Origin of the sequence: Shewanella xiamenensis, from assembly GCF_024971755.1 — a bacterium.
GTDB classification, from domain to species: Bacteria; Pseudomonadota; Gammaproteobacteria; order Enterobacterales; family Shewanellaceae; genus Shewanella; species Shewanella xiamenensis.
Genome location: NZ_CP079718.1, coordinates 1,447,962 through 1,462,609 on the forward strand (window position 1 = coordinate 1,447,962; position 14,648 = coordinate 1,462,609).

Annotated in this window: 13 protein-coding genes; 6 read left to right on the forward strand and 7 right to left on the reverse strand. The window is 49.2% G+C overall.

The window, feature by feature from the left end; genetic code table 11:
* Window positions 1–75 precede the first annotated feature (75 nt).
* Window positions 76–297: a hypothetical protein gene (locus KXJ80_RS07500; protein WP_256931065.1), complete on the forward strand. Its 222-nt coding sequence runs from the start codon at window positions 76–78 to the stop codon at window positions 295–297.
* A 235-nt stretch (window positions 298–532) separates the two neighbouring features.
* Here KXJ80_RS07500 and KXJ80_RS07505 read toward each other — a convergent pair whose 3' ends face one another.
* The 3 genes from KXJ80_RS07505 to purT form a co-directional block, all read right to left on the reverse strand.
* On the reverse strand, window positions 533–2,812 hold the full coding sequence (locus KXJ80_RS07505; RefSeq protein ID WP_259474647.1) for a hypothetical protein: 2,280 nt from the start codon (window positions 2,810–2,812) through the stop codon (window positions 533–535).
* Window positions 2,802–4,292 (reverse strand): DUF3142 domain-containing protein, encoded by a 1,491-nt coding sequence (locus KXJ80_RS07510; RefSeq protein WP_218738607.1) that lies wholly within the window; start codon window positions 4,290–4,292, stop codon window positions 2,802–2,804. The genes KXJ80_RS07505 and KXJ80_RS07510 overlap by 11 nt, the downstream gene beginning before the upstream one ends.
* Window positions 4,293–4,529: 237 nt before the next feature.
* Entirely contained in the window at window positions 4,530–5,705 is a 1,176-nt protein-coding gene (gene purT, locus KXJ80_RS07515) for a formate-dependent phosphoribosylglycinamide formyltransferase (RefSeq protein WP_099457603.1), read from the reverse strand.
* A 217-nt stretch (window positions 5,706–5,922) separates the two neighbouring features.
* Between purT and KXJ80_RS07520 the strand changes: the two genes are divergently transcribed.
* The 5 genes from KXJ80_RS07520 to KXJ80_RS07540 all read left to right on the forward strand — a co-directional run bounded on the left by KXJ80_RS07520 (window position 5,923) and on the right by KXJ80_RS07540 (window position 10,286).
* On the forward strand, window positions 5,923–7,410 hold the full coding sequence (locus tag KXJ80_RS07520; RefSeq protein WP_037421380.1) for an AAA family ATPase: 1,488 nt from the start codon (window positions 5,923–5,925) through the stop codon (window positions 7,408–7,410).
* A 39-nt stretch (window positions 7,411–7,449) separates the two neighbouring features.
* Window positions 7,450–7,602, forward strand: coding sequence for a hypothetical protein (locus tag KXJ80_RS07525; protein ID WP_218738077.1), 153 nt, complete (start codon window positions 7,450–7,452; stop codon window positions 7,600–7,602).
* A 47-nt stretch (window positions 7,603–7,649) separates the two neighbouring features.
* Window positions 7,650–8,132, forward strand: coding sequence for a hypothetical protein (locus tag KXJ80_RS07530; RefSeq protein ID WP_218738078.1), 483 nt, complete (start codon window positions 7,650–7,652; stop codon window positions 8,130–8,132).
* A gap of 593 nt (window positions 8,133–8,725) precedes the next feature.
* Entirely contained in the window at window positions 8,726–9,139 is a 414-nt protein-coding gene (locus KXJ80_RS07535; RefSeq protein WP_226770068.1) for a DUF3302 domain-containing protein, read from the forward strand.
* A gap of 1 nt (window position 9,140) precedes the next feature.
* On the forward strand, window positions 9,141–10,286 hold the full coding sequence (locus KXJ80_RS07540) for an HlyD family secretion protein (protein WP_218738079.1): 1,146 nt from the start codon (window positions 9,141–9,143) through the stop codon (window positions 10,284–10,286).
* Between the two features lie 122 nt (window positions 10,287–10,408).
* On the opposite strand, the gene KXJ80_RS07545 is transcribed toward KXJ80_RS07540, so the two are convergent.
* From KXJ80_RS07545 to cysP, 4 genes are all read right to left on the reverse strand, one after another.
* Window positions 10,409–11,539, reverse strand: a complete 1,131-nt coding sequence (locus tag KXJ80_RS07545; protein WP_218738080.1) for a sulfate/molybdate ABC transporter ATP-binding protein — start codon at window positions 11,537–11,539, stop codon at window positions 10,409–10,411.
* Window positions 11,536–12,405, reverse strand: coding sequence for a sulfate ABC transporter permease subunit CysW (cysW, locus tag KXJ80_RS07550; RefSeq protein WP_218738081.1), 870 nt, complete (start codon window positions 12,403–12,405; stop codon window positions 11,536–11,538). The genes KXJ80_RS07545 and cysW overlap by 4 nt, the downstream gene beginning before the upstream one ends.
* Before the next feature lie 9 nt (window positions 12,406–12,414).
* A complete protein-coding gene (gene cysT, locus KXJ80_RS07555; RefSeq protein WP_218738082.1) occupies window positions 12,415–13,260 on the reverse strand; it encodes a sulfate/thiosulfate ABC transporter permease CysT in 846 nt (281 codons plus the stop codon).
* A gap of 174 nt (window positions 13,261–13,434) precedes the next feature.
* Window positions 13,435–14,442, reverse strand: a complete 1,008-nt coding sequence (gene cysP, locus KXJ80_RS07560) for a thiosulfate ABC transporter substrate-binding protein CysP (RefSeq protein ID WP_218738083.1) — start codon at window positions 14,440–14,442, stop codon at window positions 13,435–13,437.
* Window positions 14,443–14,648: the final 206 nt, after the last annotated feature.

Genomic DNA, 14,648 nt, shown 5'->3' on the forward strand with positions numbered 1-14,648 from the left:
GAATTACTTATTGATTAATAATAGTATTTAAAACTCATTTTCGGGCATTAACTTTTTAGCCAAATGAACAGTTCGATGGTCGTAAAGATTGCCATTGTTGCAACAGTGACCGTTGGCGGCATGGATGCCGCCGTCGAGCCCTCAGGGATGAGTTTATGGCGTGTCACTGGGGAAACAATGACAATTCATCCTACACACCTGACGACAAACTTATCTTGTTTTAGGGAAGAAGCTTTTAGCCAAATAAACAGTTCTATGGTCGTTAAGATTGCCATTGTTGCAATAGTGGCCTTCTAAACATGGATGTTTTAGTCGAACCCCCATGGATGCTTCTTGTTAAGCAAATGGTTGGCGTGTCACTGGGGAAACAGTGGCAATGTGTATAACGCCGTATACTCTTCAGAAATCTTGCTTTGGGTAAAAAGCTTTATGCCTGAATGGCATGTTTTATGGCAATGTATTCAGTGAATTATGCGATTCAGCGTTTAGTAGCAGCGCCTTTCTTTGGTTATAAGAAAGGCGCTTTGTGTTTTTACTGTTTACGCTTTCTTCTGCGCCACGCGTAAGCGCCGAGTAGGGCGGCTATGATGGCAAAACTAACGGTCACGGGCTTTTTCAGTTTGTGGTAAATCGCATTCCACTGGGCGATTTGGTTGGCTTTCTCCCGTTCGACGGCGCGGTCAAAGTCTGGGGTTTCACACTGCGTACCAAAATTCTCGGCCCAAGGCACAAAGGGGCCGTTGGCGACGTATTTTTTATAGTAGCGTTGGGCGAGTTCATCATCGCGATATAACACCCAACCTGTGGCTTGGCACAATAGCGCCGCATAGGCTTGGCTGTTGTGGGGCACGAGATCGGCGGCCTTGCTTGCTAGCTCGGCAGCTTGGTAGCGATAGTGGAAACGTTTATCGGGAATTGCTTGGCTGGCGCTGATGCGTTGCTGCTCTTTATCGCTGAGCTTATCCGCAGCATACCAATCTCTTAAGTCGAACATTCCGGCGTAAATCGAATAATCCGGCGCTAATTCAAAGCCTAAGATTTCCATGCCTTGATGACGCGCGAGTTCGGCGGCAGCCCAATAGGCGCGGGCGCTCTTAATACCCTTGCTACTCTTGGCTGTGGTCAGTGCCTTGCCATACACCTGCACATTGGCATTAAGTGTGGGATTACTGAAATAAGCTGGCGCTTCGGCAATCGCGCCTTCACGCAGTAAGCGACGACCCAATAAGTAACGCAGGCGATTGTTGAGTGGCTCGACACTGTCGTACCAATCGCTGTCCTTGGGATACTCGAAGTTCATTACCGGCACATGCTCGTCGATAAACAGCTTAAGCTCGGCGGTGGTGAGCACGCGCTCGGCCACATAGGCGATATCCTGCCAATACTCATCGCCACTGGCGAACAGTTGGTTTAGGGCATCGACATATTCGCCCCGTTCAAGGGATAGCACGCCCTGCTCGGCGCGAATACGGCAATAGGTGGCTTGCTCTGCATCGGCTTCAATGGCCTGCTGCTGGGCATCCTGTTGGCTGGTAGTTGCGGTAGCAGCGTTCATATCCGTTGGGAAATGGCGCACCGCTTCGGCATAGGCCTTAGCGGCTTGGGCTTGATCACCCTTTTGCATCATTAATTTGGCCGTGAGCCACCAAGTCAGGCCGCTGGGTTTAGCGAGGGCAATGAGGCGCTCGGCACTGGCATAGTCGCCCAACTGATAGTAAATCGCGGCTAACTTATCGCCTTGGCTCAGCATGAGGCCATCGGTTGGGAAGACTGTCAGCGTTTTAGCGACCTGTTGACCCATTTCTGTAAGCTGTCCATCAAAGGCGAAGTCATTGGCGCTGCTCTGCCAGTAGGCGATAAGCAGTTGCTGCACGCTAGGCTGCTGCAATAAGGGTTTTAACTCTAAGAGATTTTTTGCCATTAGCGTGCGGCTTAACATCAATAACGAATCATAGCCACTGCTGTCGCCCTCGGCCGATTGAGTGGCATACAGCTCGATAATCTTATCCAGCGTCGCGGGATTTAAGGCCACATCAATTTTTGGCGGTTCATATTCCTCGCGTGTGACTTCAATTTGAGCTTGGCCTTGATGCAGCAGAATATAAGCCTGCTCGCCAAGGCCTGCCAAACTCAAGCGCAGCGGATCGGCGGCGCCCTGAGTCACCTCAGTTTGTAGCTGCTGCAAGTAAGCATTAGCTTGGACAAAGTGGCTATTATCGCTGGCGGTTTTGCTCTTAATTAGCTCGATACGAGACAAGCTATACAGCGCCCACAGGCTGCGACCCGCGCGCTCAGTCTCAGGTAGGGCGATGACTTTTTTTAAGTAATCGCTGGCTTTATCGTACTCTTTGGCATCAAACGCCATGGCGCCAAGGCTGTACCAGGTTAAGGCAGGCGCTAAGCTCTCTTTTAACTGCGCGGCGATTTGCTCGGCTTCTGCCAAGCTTTGCGCATCACGCAGGCTATTAACTTGCGCAAGTTGAGCCTCGGATAACTCGCTGTTTTCATAGGCGCGAGTCTGGGATAGATAGCGACTATGCACCTCATCCCAGAGGTATTCCTGCGCCGCAGGCTCATCTTGAAATTGCCAAGCTAACGGCTTAGCAAGCCCATTGATTTGCTGGCTAAAACTGGTTTGGGGTAAATAACGTAGGTTATTTTGCCTGTCTTGAGTCAACTGTAATGGGAAGTCTGGGCCACAGGCTAATAGCACAGGGGAGAAGAGACTTAAGCCAATCAGGCTGGTTTGTTTTAATTTGGTTTTCCAGCGTGGAATAGCCTTCGCTGGCAATGAATTTGACTTATGGCGCATAAATTCCCTGTAAATGTAATGACTCACAACGTGCCCAGCCTATGACTCTGTGTCCATTTGGGCTTAGCTCGACCGCTGAGATTAAATTCGGCGCAAACTGCGTGGAGGTTGGTGCGGCTGCGCGCTCCGTTGAGGTGGCTTGCGGTAACTGCCACACTAATATTCCTTGGGTTAATTTGGCTTGATAACCGTTTTGGGCATCATACCCGCTGCACGCCTGCGCCGCTAGGGACAACTGGCCCGGCAACTTGCCCGCAAGATTGCCCTTATTGACTAATACCAGTTGAAATAAGCGGCTTTCCGGCGCCTCATGTTGGGCTGACCCGGTATTAGCCTGGCTTAATATTTCTAGCTCAATGTGCGCTGCGAGCGGTTGCTGCTGGGCGACGGCAATCAGGGTCGAGAGTGGCCAAACCCGTTTATCGCCTTCGAGGGGCAATCGAAACCAAATCATTCCCTTAAGCTTTGGGTCGGCAAAGGTATGCAGTTTTTTTACAAAGGACTGCAACACCAGTGGATCGGCCATTAGCTCCTGCCTCGCTAAATGCGGTGAAGATACCGTGTCTGCCAAAGGCATTTGCATCGGCACTTCACTCTCTACCCGATAACCCGCTGCTGTGCTATACACCGCCGAGCCGTAGGATGGCAGGGCGATGAGATAGGGCACCTTAGCTAACCGTGACAGCTGCTCGACCCATTGCCAACCTTGGGTGGCGTCGAACAGACCTAAACGTGGGTCGCTGACACTGTGAATTTGCAGTACCAGCTCATCGATATTGTCAAACAACGCCGGAAACTCCGAGCTGCTCATCCAAGCGGGCAATGAAGTAATACTGAGTTTTAGCGAGTGAGGTAATTGGCTTTTTAACTCGCGTAAAAAAGCGTTATAGGCCGCGAGTTTACTGCTGGCGCTATCGTGGTCGATTTCAATTCCCGCAAGCCTTGTGCCCTTTGCCTGCCAGTCTTGAATGAGCGCGAGGATTTTTTGGAAAGCTTCGCGATTATTTAGGCGCGTTAGTTGGCCATCTAATCTTATCACCGCCACTTTAGGGCGAGGATCGGCCTGTAACCAGGTATGGTTGACCTGCACTTCAAACCAGATATCGGCGCCATTGGGTTTGGGATGGGCTTGCAATGCTAGGATGCGAACGCCATTAAAGGTGTTTTGGCTTTCGATCAAGGCGCTTTGATTGGCATCGCGCCATTGCCGCTGCCAAACATACACCTCTTGGGTTAACTCACGCGGGGCGGCGGTGTCTGTTTTGATGCTCGATGTGTCTTGATTCGCAGGTTGACAGGCGCTAAGGGACACTAAGCCAAAAGATAAAGCCAGTAACAGGGAAAGGGTGCGATGTATCGCTTGCAAGGATTTTGAGCGCTTGGGTTCAAAGCGATTGAGCTCAAAGTGCTGGGACTGAAAGCGTCTAGAGTGAAAGCGCTTAGAGTGAAAGAGAGTGGAATAACGACTGCGTAAATCCATGGAATAAGAGTAAAAGCCTAGCGTGGATTGTGCCAAATAGAGGGCTACTATGCCTCAAAACCACCTTGGATTGCATCAGGCTTTTGCATTAGACGCGAAATCAATTTAGCTGGATAAGATATACCTGTTAAATCGGCTTTGATACCTGAATAACGCGCCCAGTAATAATGCTGGGCGCGGTGCTGATCACGGTACTGAACACTAAGTTGTCGGTGACAAGTCGTTAAGCATTCAAGCCTAGAAAATCACTTTTACCTTAGATGCACTATCCAGCGCTTTATTAACGGCGCTTTCGATATCTTTATCGCGGGCGAGGGCAACCCCTAAACGGCGGCGACCATCGATTTCAGGCTTAGCGAATAGGCGCAGTTGGGTATTTTCTGCTGCCAAGGCATCGGCAAGACCTTGATAGCGAATGTTTTTCGATTTGCCTTCCACCAATACTACTGCTGAGGCGCTGGGACCATGTTGGTGGATATTCGGGATCGGCAGGCCAAGAATCGCCCTGACATGCAGTGCAAACTCGGATAAATCTTGGCTAATTAAGGTGACTAAGCCGGTATCGTGCGGACGAGGCGAGACTTCAGAGAAATACACATCACTGCCCTTCACAAACAGCTCGACCCCAAATAAGCCGTAACCGCCGAGGGCTTCAACCACTTTGCTGGCGATTTCTTGTGATTTTACCAGCACGTCGGCCGACATGGCTTGAGGTTGCCATGACTCGCGGTAGTCGCCGTCTTCTTGTCTGTGGCCAATTGGCGCGCAGAATTGGATACCGTTGACTGCACTAATAGTTAATAGGGTGATTTCGTAATCGAAGGGGATAAAGCCTTCAACGATAACGCGACCACCGCCCGCACGGCCGCCTTCTTGGGCGTATTGCCAAGCTTTGGCGCTTTGCGATACATCACGGATAACACTCTGGCCCTTGCCCGATGAACTCATCACGGGTTTGACCACACAGGGCACGCCAATTTTGCTAATCGCTTGATTAAATTCGGTTTCAGTGTCGCAGAAGAAATAGGGCGACGTCGGTAAACCTAAGGTTTCAGCGGCGAGGCGGCGAATGCCTTCTCTATCCATAGTGAGCTTAGTTGCGCGCGCGGTCGGCACGACATTGAGGCCTTCGGCCTCCATCTCAACTAGGGTTTGAGTGGCAATGGCTTCAATCTCGGGGATCACTAAGTGGGGTTTTTCTAGCTCAATAACGGCGCGAAGGGCCTTGGCATCGAGCATATTGATCACATGGGAGCGATGGGCTATTTGCATGGCAGGGGCATTGGGGTAACGATCGACGCCAATCACTTCAACACCTAAGCGTTGTAACTCAATGGCGACTTCTTTACCTAGCTCACCGCAGCCAAGCAACATGGCGCGTCGAGCGCCCTCGGTGTAAGGAGTTCCTATCATGGTGTGGGTACCTTTTTATATTGGGATAATTGACGCCTTGGGACGTTCTTACGCCATAGTCTACCCCGATTGGCGGCAAAGCATGAGACTGAAATTAACAACTGTGTTTTTGATCAAGCTATTTAAGAGTGATTAGTGCTTGGGTGTGGTAAAAATCCTGTTTGTAGCGGTGTTTTATGTTAACTTTTGGTTTCATAACGGATTATGGACTTAAGATATGCAAGACATTCGCGATTTGACCGCTGTACTACGCTCTAAAACACCTATCGTGGTGATTGAAACCTATGAGGAATACCGTGTTGTTGACATGCTTAAGCGAATCGCGAATGTACTCTATCAGCCGCTATTTACTTGGAGTATTACCCAAGGGCTTACGCGGGTTGATAAGCCGATGCCCGCACAGAAATTTAATACTGAACCCAGCGATATCTTAGGGCAGATTAAAGCGACGACCCAGCAGGGGATTTATGTGCTCTGTGATTTTCATCCCTTTGTGATTGATGCGCCAAAGAATGTCCGTCTGCTGAAAGAAATCGCCCTCGAATACGATGCTTTGCAACATACCTTAGTGCTGGTCAGCCATGCTTTTGAGATCCCGCCGGAAATTAAGCGTTACTGCGCCTATTTTCAGCTTACCCTGCCGAGTACCTCGCAGCTTGAGAACCTGATTTACCTTGAGGTGGATAAAGTGCGCACCCAAGGCATGCCATTGAATGTGGATGATAAAGCCGTGATTAAACTGGCGGAAAACCTGCGCGGTGTGACCTTAGATGATGCCAGACGATTGATCCATAAAGCGATTGTGGATGATGGCGCCATTACTCACTCGGACGTAGACCTTATTAACAAAGCCAAATTTCAGTTGCTCGATCTCAACGGCATATTGCAATTTGAGTACGACACCAGTGATTTTTCGCAGATTGCCGGATTACATAATCTCAAAAAATGGTTAAAACAGCGCGCACCAGCGGTGCAGGTAACCACCGATGCCAAGGCTGCGGTACAACCCGATGCGCCAAAGGGGGTGTTATTACTCGGGGTGCAGGGCAGTGGCAAGAGTCTTGCGGCCAAAGCGGTGGCGGGTGTGTGGCAGCGGCCCTTGCTCAGACTCGATATGGGCGCCTTATATAACAAATACATAGGCGAAACAGAGAAGAATCTGCGCAATGCCCTTGAGTTGGCCGATATGATGTCGCCCTGTATTCTATGGATTGATGAAATTGAAAAAGGCTTAAGCGGCAGTAGCAGTGATGAGGGCACTTCGACCCGCATTCTTGGCACACTATTAACTTGGATGGCGGAGCGTAAGTCTGAGGTGTTTGTGGTCGCCACCGCTAACGATATTCAAGCCCTGCCGCCCGAGCTGATGCGTAAGGGGCGAATGGATGAAATCTTCTTTGTCGATTTACCCGATGAGGCCATACGCAAAGCAATTTTCTTGATCCATTGCCAGCGCCGCGGTATCGATGTGACTCGGCTCGATCTTGCCCAGCTTTCGCGCCATAGCCAAGGTTTTTCGGGGGCTGAAATCGAGCAGGCGGTGATCGCCGCCATGTACAGCGCCCGCAGTTTAGCGCGAACGCTCGACCAAGACATGTTGTTAGAAGAGCTGACCAAAACCAAACCTTTATCCATAGTGATGGGCGATAAGATTAATGCCCTAAGACAATGGGCTGCGGGGCGCACAGTCAATGCCCATGAGTAGCTATTGGGCTGGTAATCGCTGATTTATATGTAGCGGCTTATGGGGGCATCGCTTCTTATCCGCCATAAAGCGACTTTAGATTTTAGTGTTGGCTTTTGGTTGGGGAAAGAGTTAGGTATCATCACAGTCGATGTTAACTTGCTGGTGGATATGGATTATTTTTCAGTTTCTAATGGCAAGTTTTTAGTGTGAGTAATATTTGCCGTTTGTGTTGTACAGCATGATAAGCAGGGATAGAGATGAGTTTCGAGCAAGAGTTTACAGAAAAAGTCGGTGGCTACTTAGCCAAGCTCACCGATAAGTTACAGCCCATTCTTAAGCAACTGATTGAGCATGATTATCCCCAAGAGGTGGCCACGCTGGCGTTTGAAGTTTTTGTCGATCGTTTTTCATCCCAATTCCCGGTGCGGGTATTTTTTATGGATAAAGATAACACCGAGTATTTTATCTATCTCGATGGCAAGGCGGCATACCCGTCACCAGTCAATCCAAATTTGCTCGACATAGACCATGTCTATCCCGATGAGTTTGAAGAGGAATATATCGAAAAGGATGAGGACCTTGACCCTTGGCATATCGCGACAAACGCGCTTATCGAATGGTTCTCTCAGTGCTGGATTGCCGCAGGCGGCCAAAACTTTAAGCTAAAGGCCAATATCGCCCCCCACGACAGCCACTATGAGTTCAATTTAGTAGAGAGTCAGTGGCAAGAACGATGCTAACTCGTTTGAAATAAAACACCTTTTAAATTAAACGTTTGGGCGGTTGTATTCTTGGGCTGATACTCAGGGGGAGCTGTCATATCGTATCCAACCTTGGTTTGATCGCCTCAACATCGGGTGTTACCCCATAAAAAACTAAGCTGACATTTGCTTCCCGCAAAAACTTAACCTTTGTTTGCATTACGCTTTGCTCACTCACGCTAGCGCCTTCTCGATACAAGATTTAAAGGCCTAGACGTTGAAGCATCCCTTTCCCGCTGTTTGCTGCATTTGGCAATCAATTCACTTCTTGGTCAACACATCTGGGCCAATACATCTGGGCTAATACACATTCGTCAACATATCTGGTTCGTCAACACATCTGGGCGTACGCGACTTGTCGTTAGTGACAGCCTTTCCTTGGATGCCATTTGTCGCATCGCAATAAACTATTGTGTTTTTGATCAAGCTATTTGGATGGTTTTGTTGCGAATTTGTCATTCTGGTGTAGATCTATATTGTGTCGCAAATTGAACGACACGGCTTGACAAAGCACGATTTTGGTATGGGTGGTTTTACCGAAATTAAGATCGGGAAGGGAGTGGGAGCTGAACATGTTTTTGGACTATTTTGCCTTAGGCATTTTATTTTTTGTCATTGTGGTGATTTTTTATGGCGTGATTGCGATTCACGACATTCCCTATGAAATTGCGAAAAAGCGCAATCATCCCCAGCAGGATGCATTGCATATTGCGGGCTGGGTAAGTTTATTCACGTTACATGCAATTTGGCCTTTTTTATGGATTTGGGCGACCTTGTATCGAGAGGACCGAGGCTGGGGATTTAGTAGTGTGATGAAGCGCGAGCAGGCATTGGAGGATGATGTTAAAGCGCTAAGGGAAACAGTAATGGCCTTACAGGCAAAGCTTGAGCAACTTGAATCGGCGCCTATTCCCACTCCGGCAACAGCAAGCGTTGAGACCATTGCTGCAACTTCCACTGTCGTAAGCCCAAAAGCCGAGGTATAACATGGATTTACTATTGATATTAACCTATGCCTCCTTTTGTATTGTGATTTTTAAAGTATTTAAGATCCCGATGAACAAATGGACAGTGCCAACCGCCGTATTAGGAGGCGTGATTCTTATCGGGGCGCTGTTGCTGATAATGAACTACAACCATCCCTATTCACGTTTTGCGCGGGAATACTATGTGACTATTCCCATTACGCCTGCTGTCAAAGGCATAGTGACTTCTGTTGATGTCAAACCTAATACGCCGATTAAACAAGGGGATGTGCTGTTTCGCATCGATCCAACGCCCTATGAAGCTGTTGTTAAAACTAAAAAAGCAGCGTTGTTAGCAGCGGAGCAAGAGGTGCCACAACTTGAGGCTGCATTGGAAACCGCTAAGGCAAATGTGGCGAGAGTTGCCGCAGATAGAGATCGCAATAAGTCAGCCTATGATCGTTATGAACAAGGCCATCGTAAAGGTGGGGCGAACTCGCCTTTTACTGCGCTGGAATTAGACAATAAACAACAATTGTATTTAGCCTCTGAAGCACAACTTACTGCGGCGCGAGCGGAAGAGTTACGTGCACGTCTTGCCTATGAGTCCAATGTGGATGGGGTAAATTCTAAAGTTGCCGGACTACAGGGTGATCTTGAAAGTGCACTGTATAATCTCGAGCAAACCGTTGTGCGGGCGCCCGCCGATGGTATTGTCACCCAAATGGCGCTGCGTCCAGGGGCGATGGCGGTTCCCTTACCTTTACGGCCGGTGATGAGTTTTATCCCCGATGAACAGCGGTATTTTGCCGGTGCATTCTGGCAAAATTCGCTGCTGCGTTTACAGGAGGGCGATGAGGCCGAAGTGGTATTAGATGCGGCGCCTGGACAAGTGTTTAAGGGCAACGTCGCTAAGGTACTCCCTGCGATGGCAGAGGGTGAGATCCAGATGAATGGCACGCTGCAATCGTCCAATCAGCTATTCCAAACAGGGCGGGTTATCGTATTAATCGATATTGAAGACGATGCGATACGCCGTCAATTCCCAGCTGGAGTAGCGGGACAAGTGGCTGTGTATAGCGAACATTTTCACCATGTCGCTGTGATGCGCAAAGTGCTGCTACGGATGCAGGGCTGGTTAAACTATCTGTTCTTCGATGGTCACTAGTAGGGGGGAATCTAACCACTTTGCTTGGATCTGGTTTTAAGCTGCTCGAGAGTTAACAAAAAAGCGCTGACAAGACTGTCAGCGCTTTTTTGTTGTATGTAGTAGGTGAATGCTGGCTGCGATTAAATATCGAAGGCCAAGCTGCCCGGCGGCAGGAAGGGCCAGCTTTGACGGATAGGCGAACCATCACCTTGTTCAGCAAAGAAATAACCCGTTCTTGGGGTGGCGTAGACCACACTGCCTTTTTGCAGCCCTAATTCTTGCAGATGGTGGTGGGTAAAGGTGGCTTCCCACAGTTCTTCACTCTGCCAGCCGATAGGCGCCAGTTCGACACGCACTTCTGCGCCAACCGGTGTTATCGCCACTATGGTAAAAGGAATATGGGCTTGGCTATTGGGTTTATCCGCCAGTGCCAGCTCATGGCTACGCACATAGAGCGCGCCGTTTTGTTGCAGTGGCGCTTGCTCAGGAGGCACTAAGAAGGCGTCACCATTGGTCCAACGATTCTGTTGCCAGCTCGCCTCAAACCGATTGACGTTACCTAAGAAATCAAACACAAAGCGGCTATTGGGTTGGGCATACAACTCAATAGGGGTATTGACCTGCTCAATATGGCCGTTGCTCATAACCACTACTCTATCGGAAAGCTCTAAGGCCTCGTCCTGATCGTGGGTTACAAACACGCTAGTGAATTTCAGCTCATCGTGAAGGCTGCGTAGCCAGCGGCGCAGTTCTTTACGCACCTTGGCATCGAGGGCGCCAAAGGGCTCATCGAGTAACAGTACTTCGGGCTGAGTCGCTAAGGCGCGGGCCAAGGCGATACGCTGTTTTTGTCCACCTGAGAGCTGCTCAGGGTAACGCTGTGCTAGGTGCCCAAGTTGCACCATTTCGAGTAAATGGCTGACGCGCTTTTGGATTTCGGCCTTTGACGGGCGCTGTTTTTTCGGAATGACTTCGAGTCCAAAGGCGACGTTATCGGCGACCGTCATATGGCGGAACAGGGCATAGTTTTGGAAAACAAACCCGACTCTGCGATCGCGTACATGCACTTGGGTCACATCGCGATTACCGAAATGGATTTGGCCGCTATCTGCGCCCTCAAGGCCGGCGATAATCCGCAATAGGGTGGTTTTACCCGAGCCGGAAGGCCCGAGAAGACCTATCATCTCGCCTTCTTGAATATCCAGATTAAGCGGCGAGAGCGCCTGAAATTGGCCAAATTTTTTGGAAATATTAGTTAAACGAATACTCATAATGATTGGCTCTGCTCTTGGTTGTCATTGGCGGATAAGCTGCGTTGTTGGCGCCACTCTACTAAGGCTTTTAGCAGTAAGGTAAATAGGGCGATTAAGGCAAGCAGTGACGCGCTCGCGAAGGCGGCTTCGGCCTGATAATCTTCGTAAAGTAATTGCACATGCAAAGGTAAGGTGTTGGTTTCACCACGGATATTGCCAGATACCACGGCAACGGCACCAAATTCACCCACGGCCCTAGCGTTGGTGAGGATCACCCCATAAATCAGCGCCCACTTGATATTGGGCAGAGTCACGCGGCGAAACAGTTGCCACCATGAGGCGCCAAGGATGACTGCGGCTTCTTCCTCCGATGCACCCTGTTGCTGCATCAAGGGGATTAATTCTCGGGCAACAAAGGGGCAAGTCACGAAAATGGTGACTAATAAAATGCCCGGCCAAGCAAACATGATCTGTAAATCGTGCTCAAACAGCCAAGCGCCAAGCCAGCCACTGTTGCCGTAAAGCAGTAGATAGAGTAAGCCTGCGACCACGGGCGATACGGCAAAGGGGATATCAATCAAGGTAATGAGTAACTTACGCCCCGGAAACTCAAAGCGTGTCACGCTCCAAGCGAGCATTACCCCAAACACTAAGTTTATCGGCACGGTCAGCGCTGCGACCATAAGGGTCAACCCAATGGCGTGGAGTGAGTCGGGTTGGCTCAGATGCTCGATATAACGCTCCCAGCCACCGACAAAGGCTTGCTGGAAAATACTGACTAACGGCAGCAGCAGTAATACCATGGACAAGAATACAGCAAGGGTGATCAGGCTCCATTTGATGAGGGGCGCTTCACCGACTCTTAACGGTTTAAATGAGTTCATGGTGGCTCCTTATCGGCCGTGAATGCGGCGTAAATAACGCGCCTGCCACAGGTTAATCAGCAGTAGCAGCAACAGCGAGGTCAGCAGTACGACGGAGGCAATGGCGCTGGCGCCGGCAAAATCAAATTCCTGTAGGCGAACGAAAATCATCAGGGAGGTGATTTCACTGATGTAGGGCATATTGCCTGCGATAAAGATCACCGCACCAAACTCACCCAGACTGCGGGTAAAAGACAGTGCTGTACCGACCACTAAGGCGGGCCAGAGTGAAGGTAAAATCACCCGCCAAAACACGGCGCCATCGGTTGCGCCTAAGGTCATGCCAGCTTCTTCTTCATCGTGGGATAACTCTTCCAATACGGGCTGGACGGTTCGCACCACGAAGGGAATGCTGGTGAAGATCATCGCAACCACAATTCCCAATGGCGTGTAGGCCACTTTGATACCGATTTCGGCCAACAGGCTACCAATCTGGCCATTTTCGGCGTACAGGGTCGCTAAGGTGATACCCGCGACGGCGGTGGGTAAGGCAAAGGGTAAATCGACTAAGGCATCGAGGATGCGCTTACCCGGAAACTCATAACGCACCAACACCCAGGCGAGTAACAGGCCAAAAAGACAGTTAAACAGGGAGGCGGCCAGTGCAGATAAAATGGTGACTTTATAACTTGCCAGCACGCGGGGATCGGCAATCACGCCCCAATACTCGGCCCAGCTCATCTGGCTGGTTTGCATAATCAGGCCTGTGGTGGGGAGTAAAAGAATCAAGCTGACAAACAGCAAAGACACACCTAGGCTGATACTAAACCCCGGCAAAACCCGCTTGTGGCGTAAGCGCCCATAATTAAATATCACTGAATAACCACCCGATAAGGTTAATGGAGTTAATCCAATATTATTATGCCATTAGCACATTATTGCTCAATCACGATAAAGACTGCTGATGTTTATCTTTATTGCGATATAACCACAAAACCCGGGACATTGCCCGGGTTGTAGGTTTGATGACTTAGGTACCCAAGCGGATGATCAACGCTTTAATAACTGATCCAGTTTAGCGCCATTGGCAAATTGGGTCTTCATCGCGTTGTCCCAGTTACCAATGATTTGCTCAACGGTCATTAACTCCACCGCAGGGAACTGTTTGGTAAATTCGGCAACCACTTTCTCGTTGTGAACGCGGTAGTTAAATCCGGCTAACAAACGTTGCGCTTCTTCACTGTAAAGGTAGTTTAAATACTCGGTCGCGAGTTCTTGCGTGCCGTTACGCTTAGCATTTTTCTCAACGACGGCAACGGGGAACTCCGCCAGAATCGAGGTTTTTGGCACAACAACTTGGTAATCATCGGCACCATATTGCTGACGAATATTGTTCACTTCAGATTCGAAGGTGATCAGCACATCGCCGATGCCACGTTCAACAAACGACGTGGTTGCACCACGGCCGCCCGTATCAAATACGGCAACGTTACCAAGGAACTTTTTTAAAAACGCATCTAAAGAAGCCTGGTTATCTTTGCCATAGTTTTTCTGGGCATAACCTAAGGCGGCTAAATAAGTGTAACGAGCATTACCCGAGGTTTTGGGATTCGGGAACACCAGCTTAACGTCATCTTTAGCTAAATCATTCCAGTCGCTGATTTGTTTTGGATTGCCCTTACGCACTAAAAACGCAATGGTAGAGTAGTAAGGTGAACTGGCATTAGGCAGCAGTTGTTGCCAGTTTTCAGGGATCAACTTGCCGCGATCATGCAGAATTTGTACATCGGTGACTTGGTTAAAAGTCACCACATCCGCGGGTAAGCCTTGCAGAATCGAGCGAGCCTGCGCTGAAGAACCTGCATGAGACTGTTTGATTTCAACCGTTTTACCGGTTTTTTCTTGCCAATGTTTAGCAAATACTGGGTTATAGGCACTAAATAATTCCCGTGAGATATCGTAAGAGGAATTAAGTAAGGTCTGATCGGCGGCTGCGGCATTGAGGGAAGCGCCCAGTAATAGGGTTCCTAGCAGGGCCTTAGTGAATTTTACTGGCATTTTGTGCTCCTTAATCTGGCAACTGTGTCAGGGTATAGAGATAGAGTAATTGAAGTTTTTATTTATAAAAAGCTAGTCAAATAGAACTTTTTTGAATAACTATGAGCAATTAATTGTATGCCAGAGGTGATATTCATCGTGTTTGTTGTGGCTAAGCCCCTTAAAATATCCCTATGCGAGTTGCTTTTATCAAATAAAGGATAAAC

Coding starts and splice junctions, on each gene's coding strand:
- KXJ80_RS07510 (WP_218738607.1), bottom strand. CDS start 4,292: ATGGATTTACGCAGTCGTTATTCCACTCTCTTTCACTCTAAGCGCTTT.
- purT (WP_099457603.1), bottom strand. CDS start 5,705: ATGATAGGAACTCCTTACACCGAGGGCGCTCGACGCGCCATGTTGCTT.
- KXJ80_RS07535 (WP_226770068.1), top strand. CDS start 8,726: ATGTTTTTGGACTATTTTGCCTTAGGCATTTTATTTTTTGTCATTGTG.
- KXJ80_RS07520 (WP_037421380.1), top strand. CDS start 5,923: ATGCAAGACATTCGCGATTTGACCGCTGTACTACGCTCTAAAACACCT.
- cysW (WP_218738081.1), bottom strand. CDS start 12,405: ATGAACTCATTTAAACCGTTAAGAGTCGGTGAAGCGCCCCTCATCAAA.
- KXJ80_RS07545 (WP_218738080.1), bottom strand. CDS start 11,539: ATGAGTATTCGTTTAACTAATATTTCCAAAAAATTTGGCCAATTTCAG.
- KXJ80_RS07540 (WP_218738079.1), top strand. CDS start 9,141: ATGGATTTACTATTGATATTAACCTATGCCTCCTTTTGTATTGTGATT.
- KXJ80_RS07500 (WP_256931065.1), top strand. CDS start 76: ATGGTCGTAAAGATTGCCATTGTTGCAACAGTGACCGTTGGCGGCATG.
- cysP (WP_218738083.1), bottom strand. CDS start 14,442: ATGCCAGTAAAATTCACTAAGGCCCTGCTAGGAACCCTATTACTGGGC.
- KXJ80_RS07530 (WP_218738078.1), top strand. CDS start 7,650: ATGAGTTTCGAGCAAGAGTTTACAGAAAAAGTCGGTGGCTACTTAGCC.
- KXJ80_RS07525 (WP_218738077.1), top strand. CDS start 7,450: ATGGGGGCATCGCTTCTTATCCGCCATAAAGCGACTTTAGATTTTAGT.
- KXJ80_RS07505 (WP_259474647.1), bottom strand. CDS start 2,812: ATGCGCCATAAGTCAAATTCATTGCCAGCGAAGGCTATTCCACGCTGG.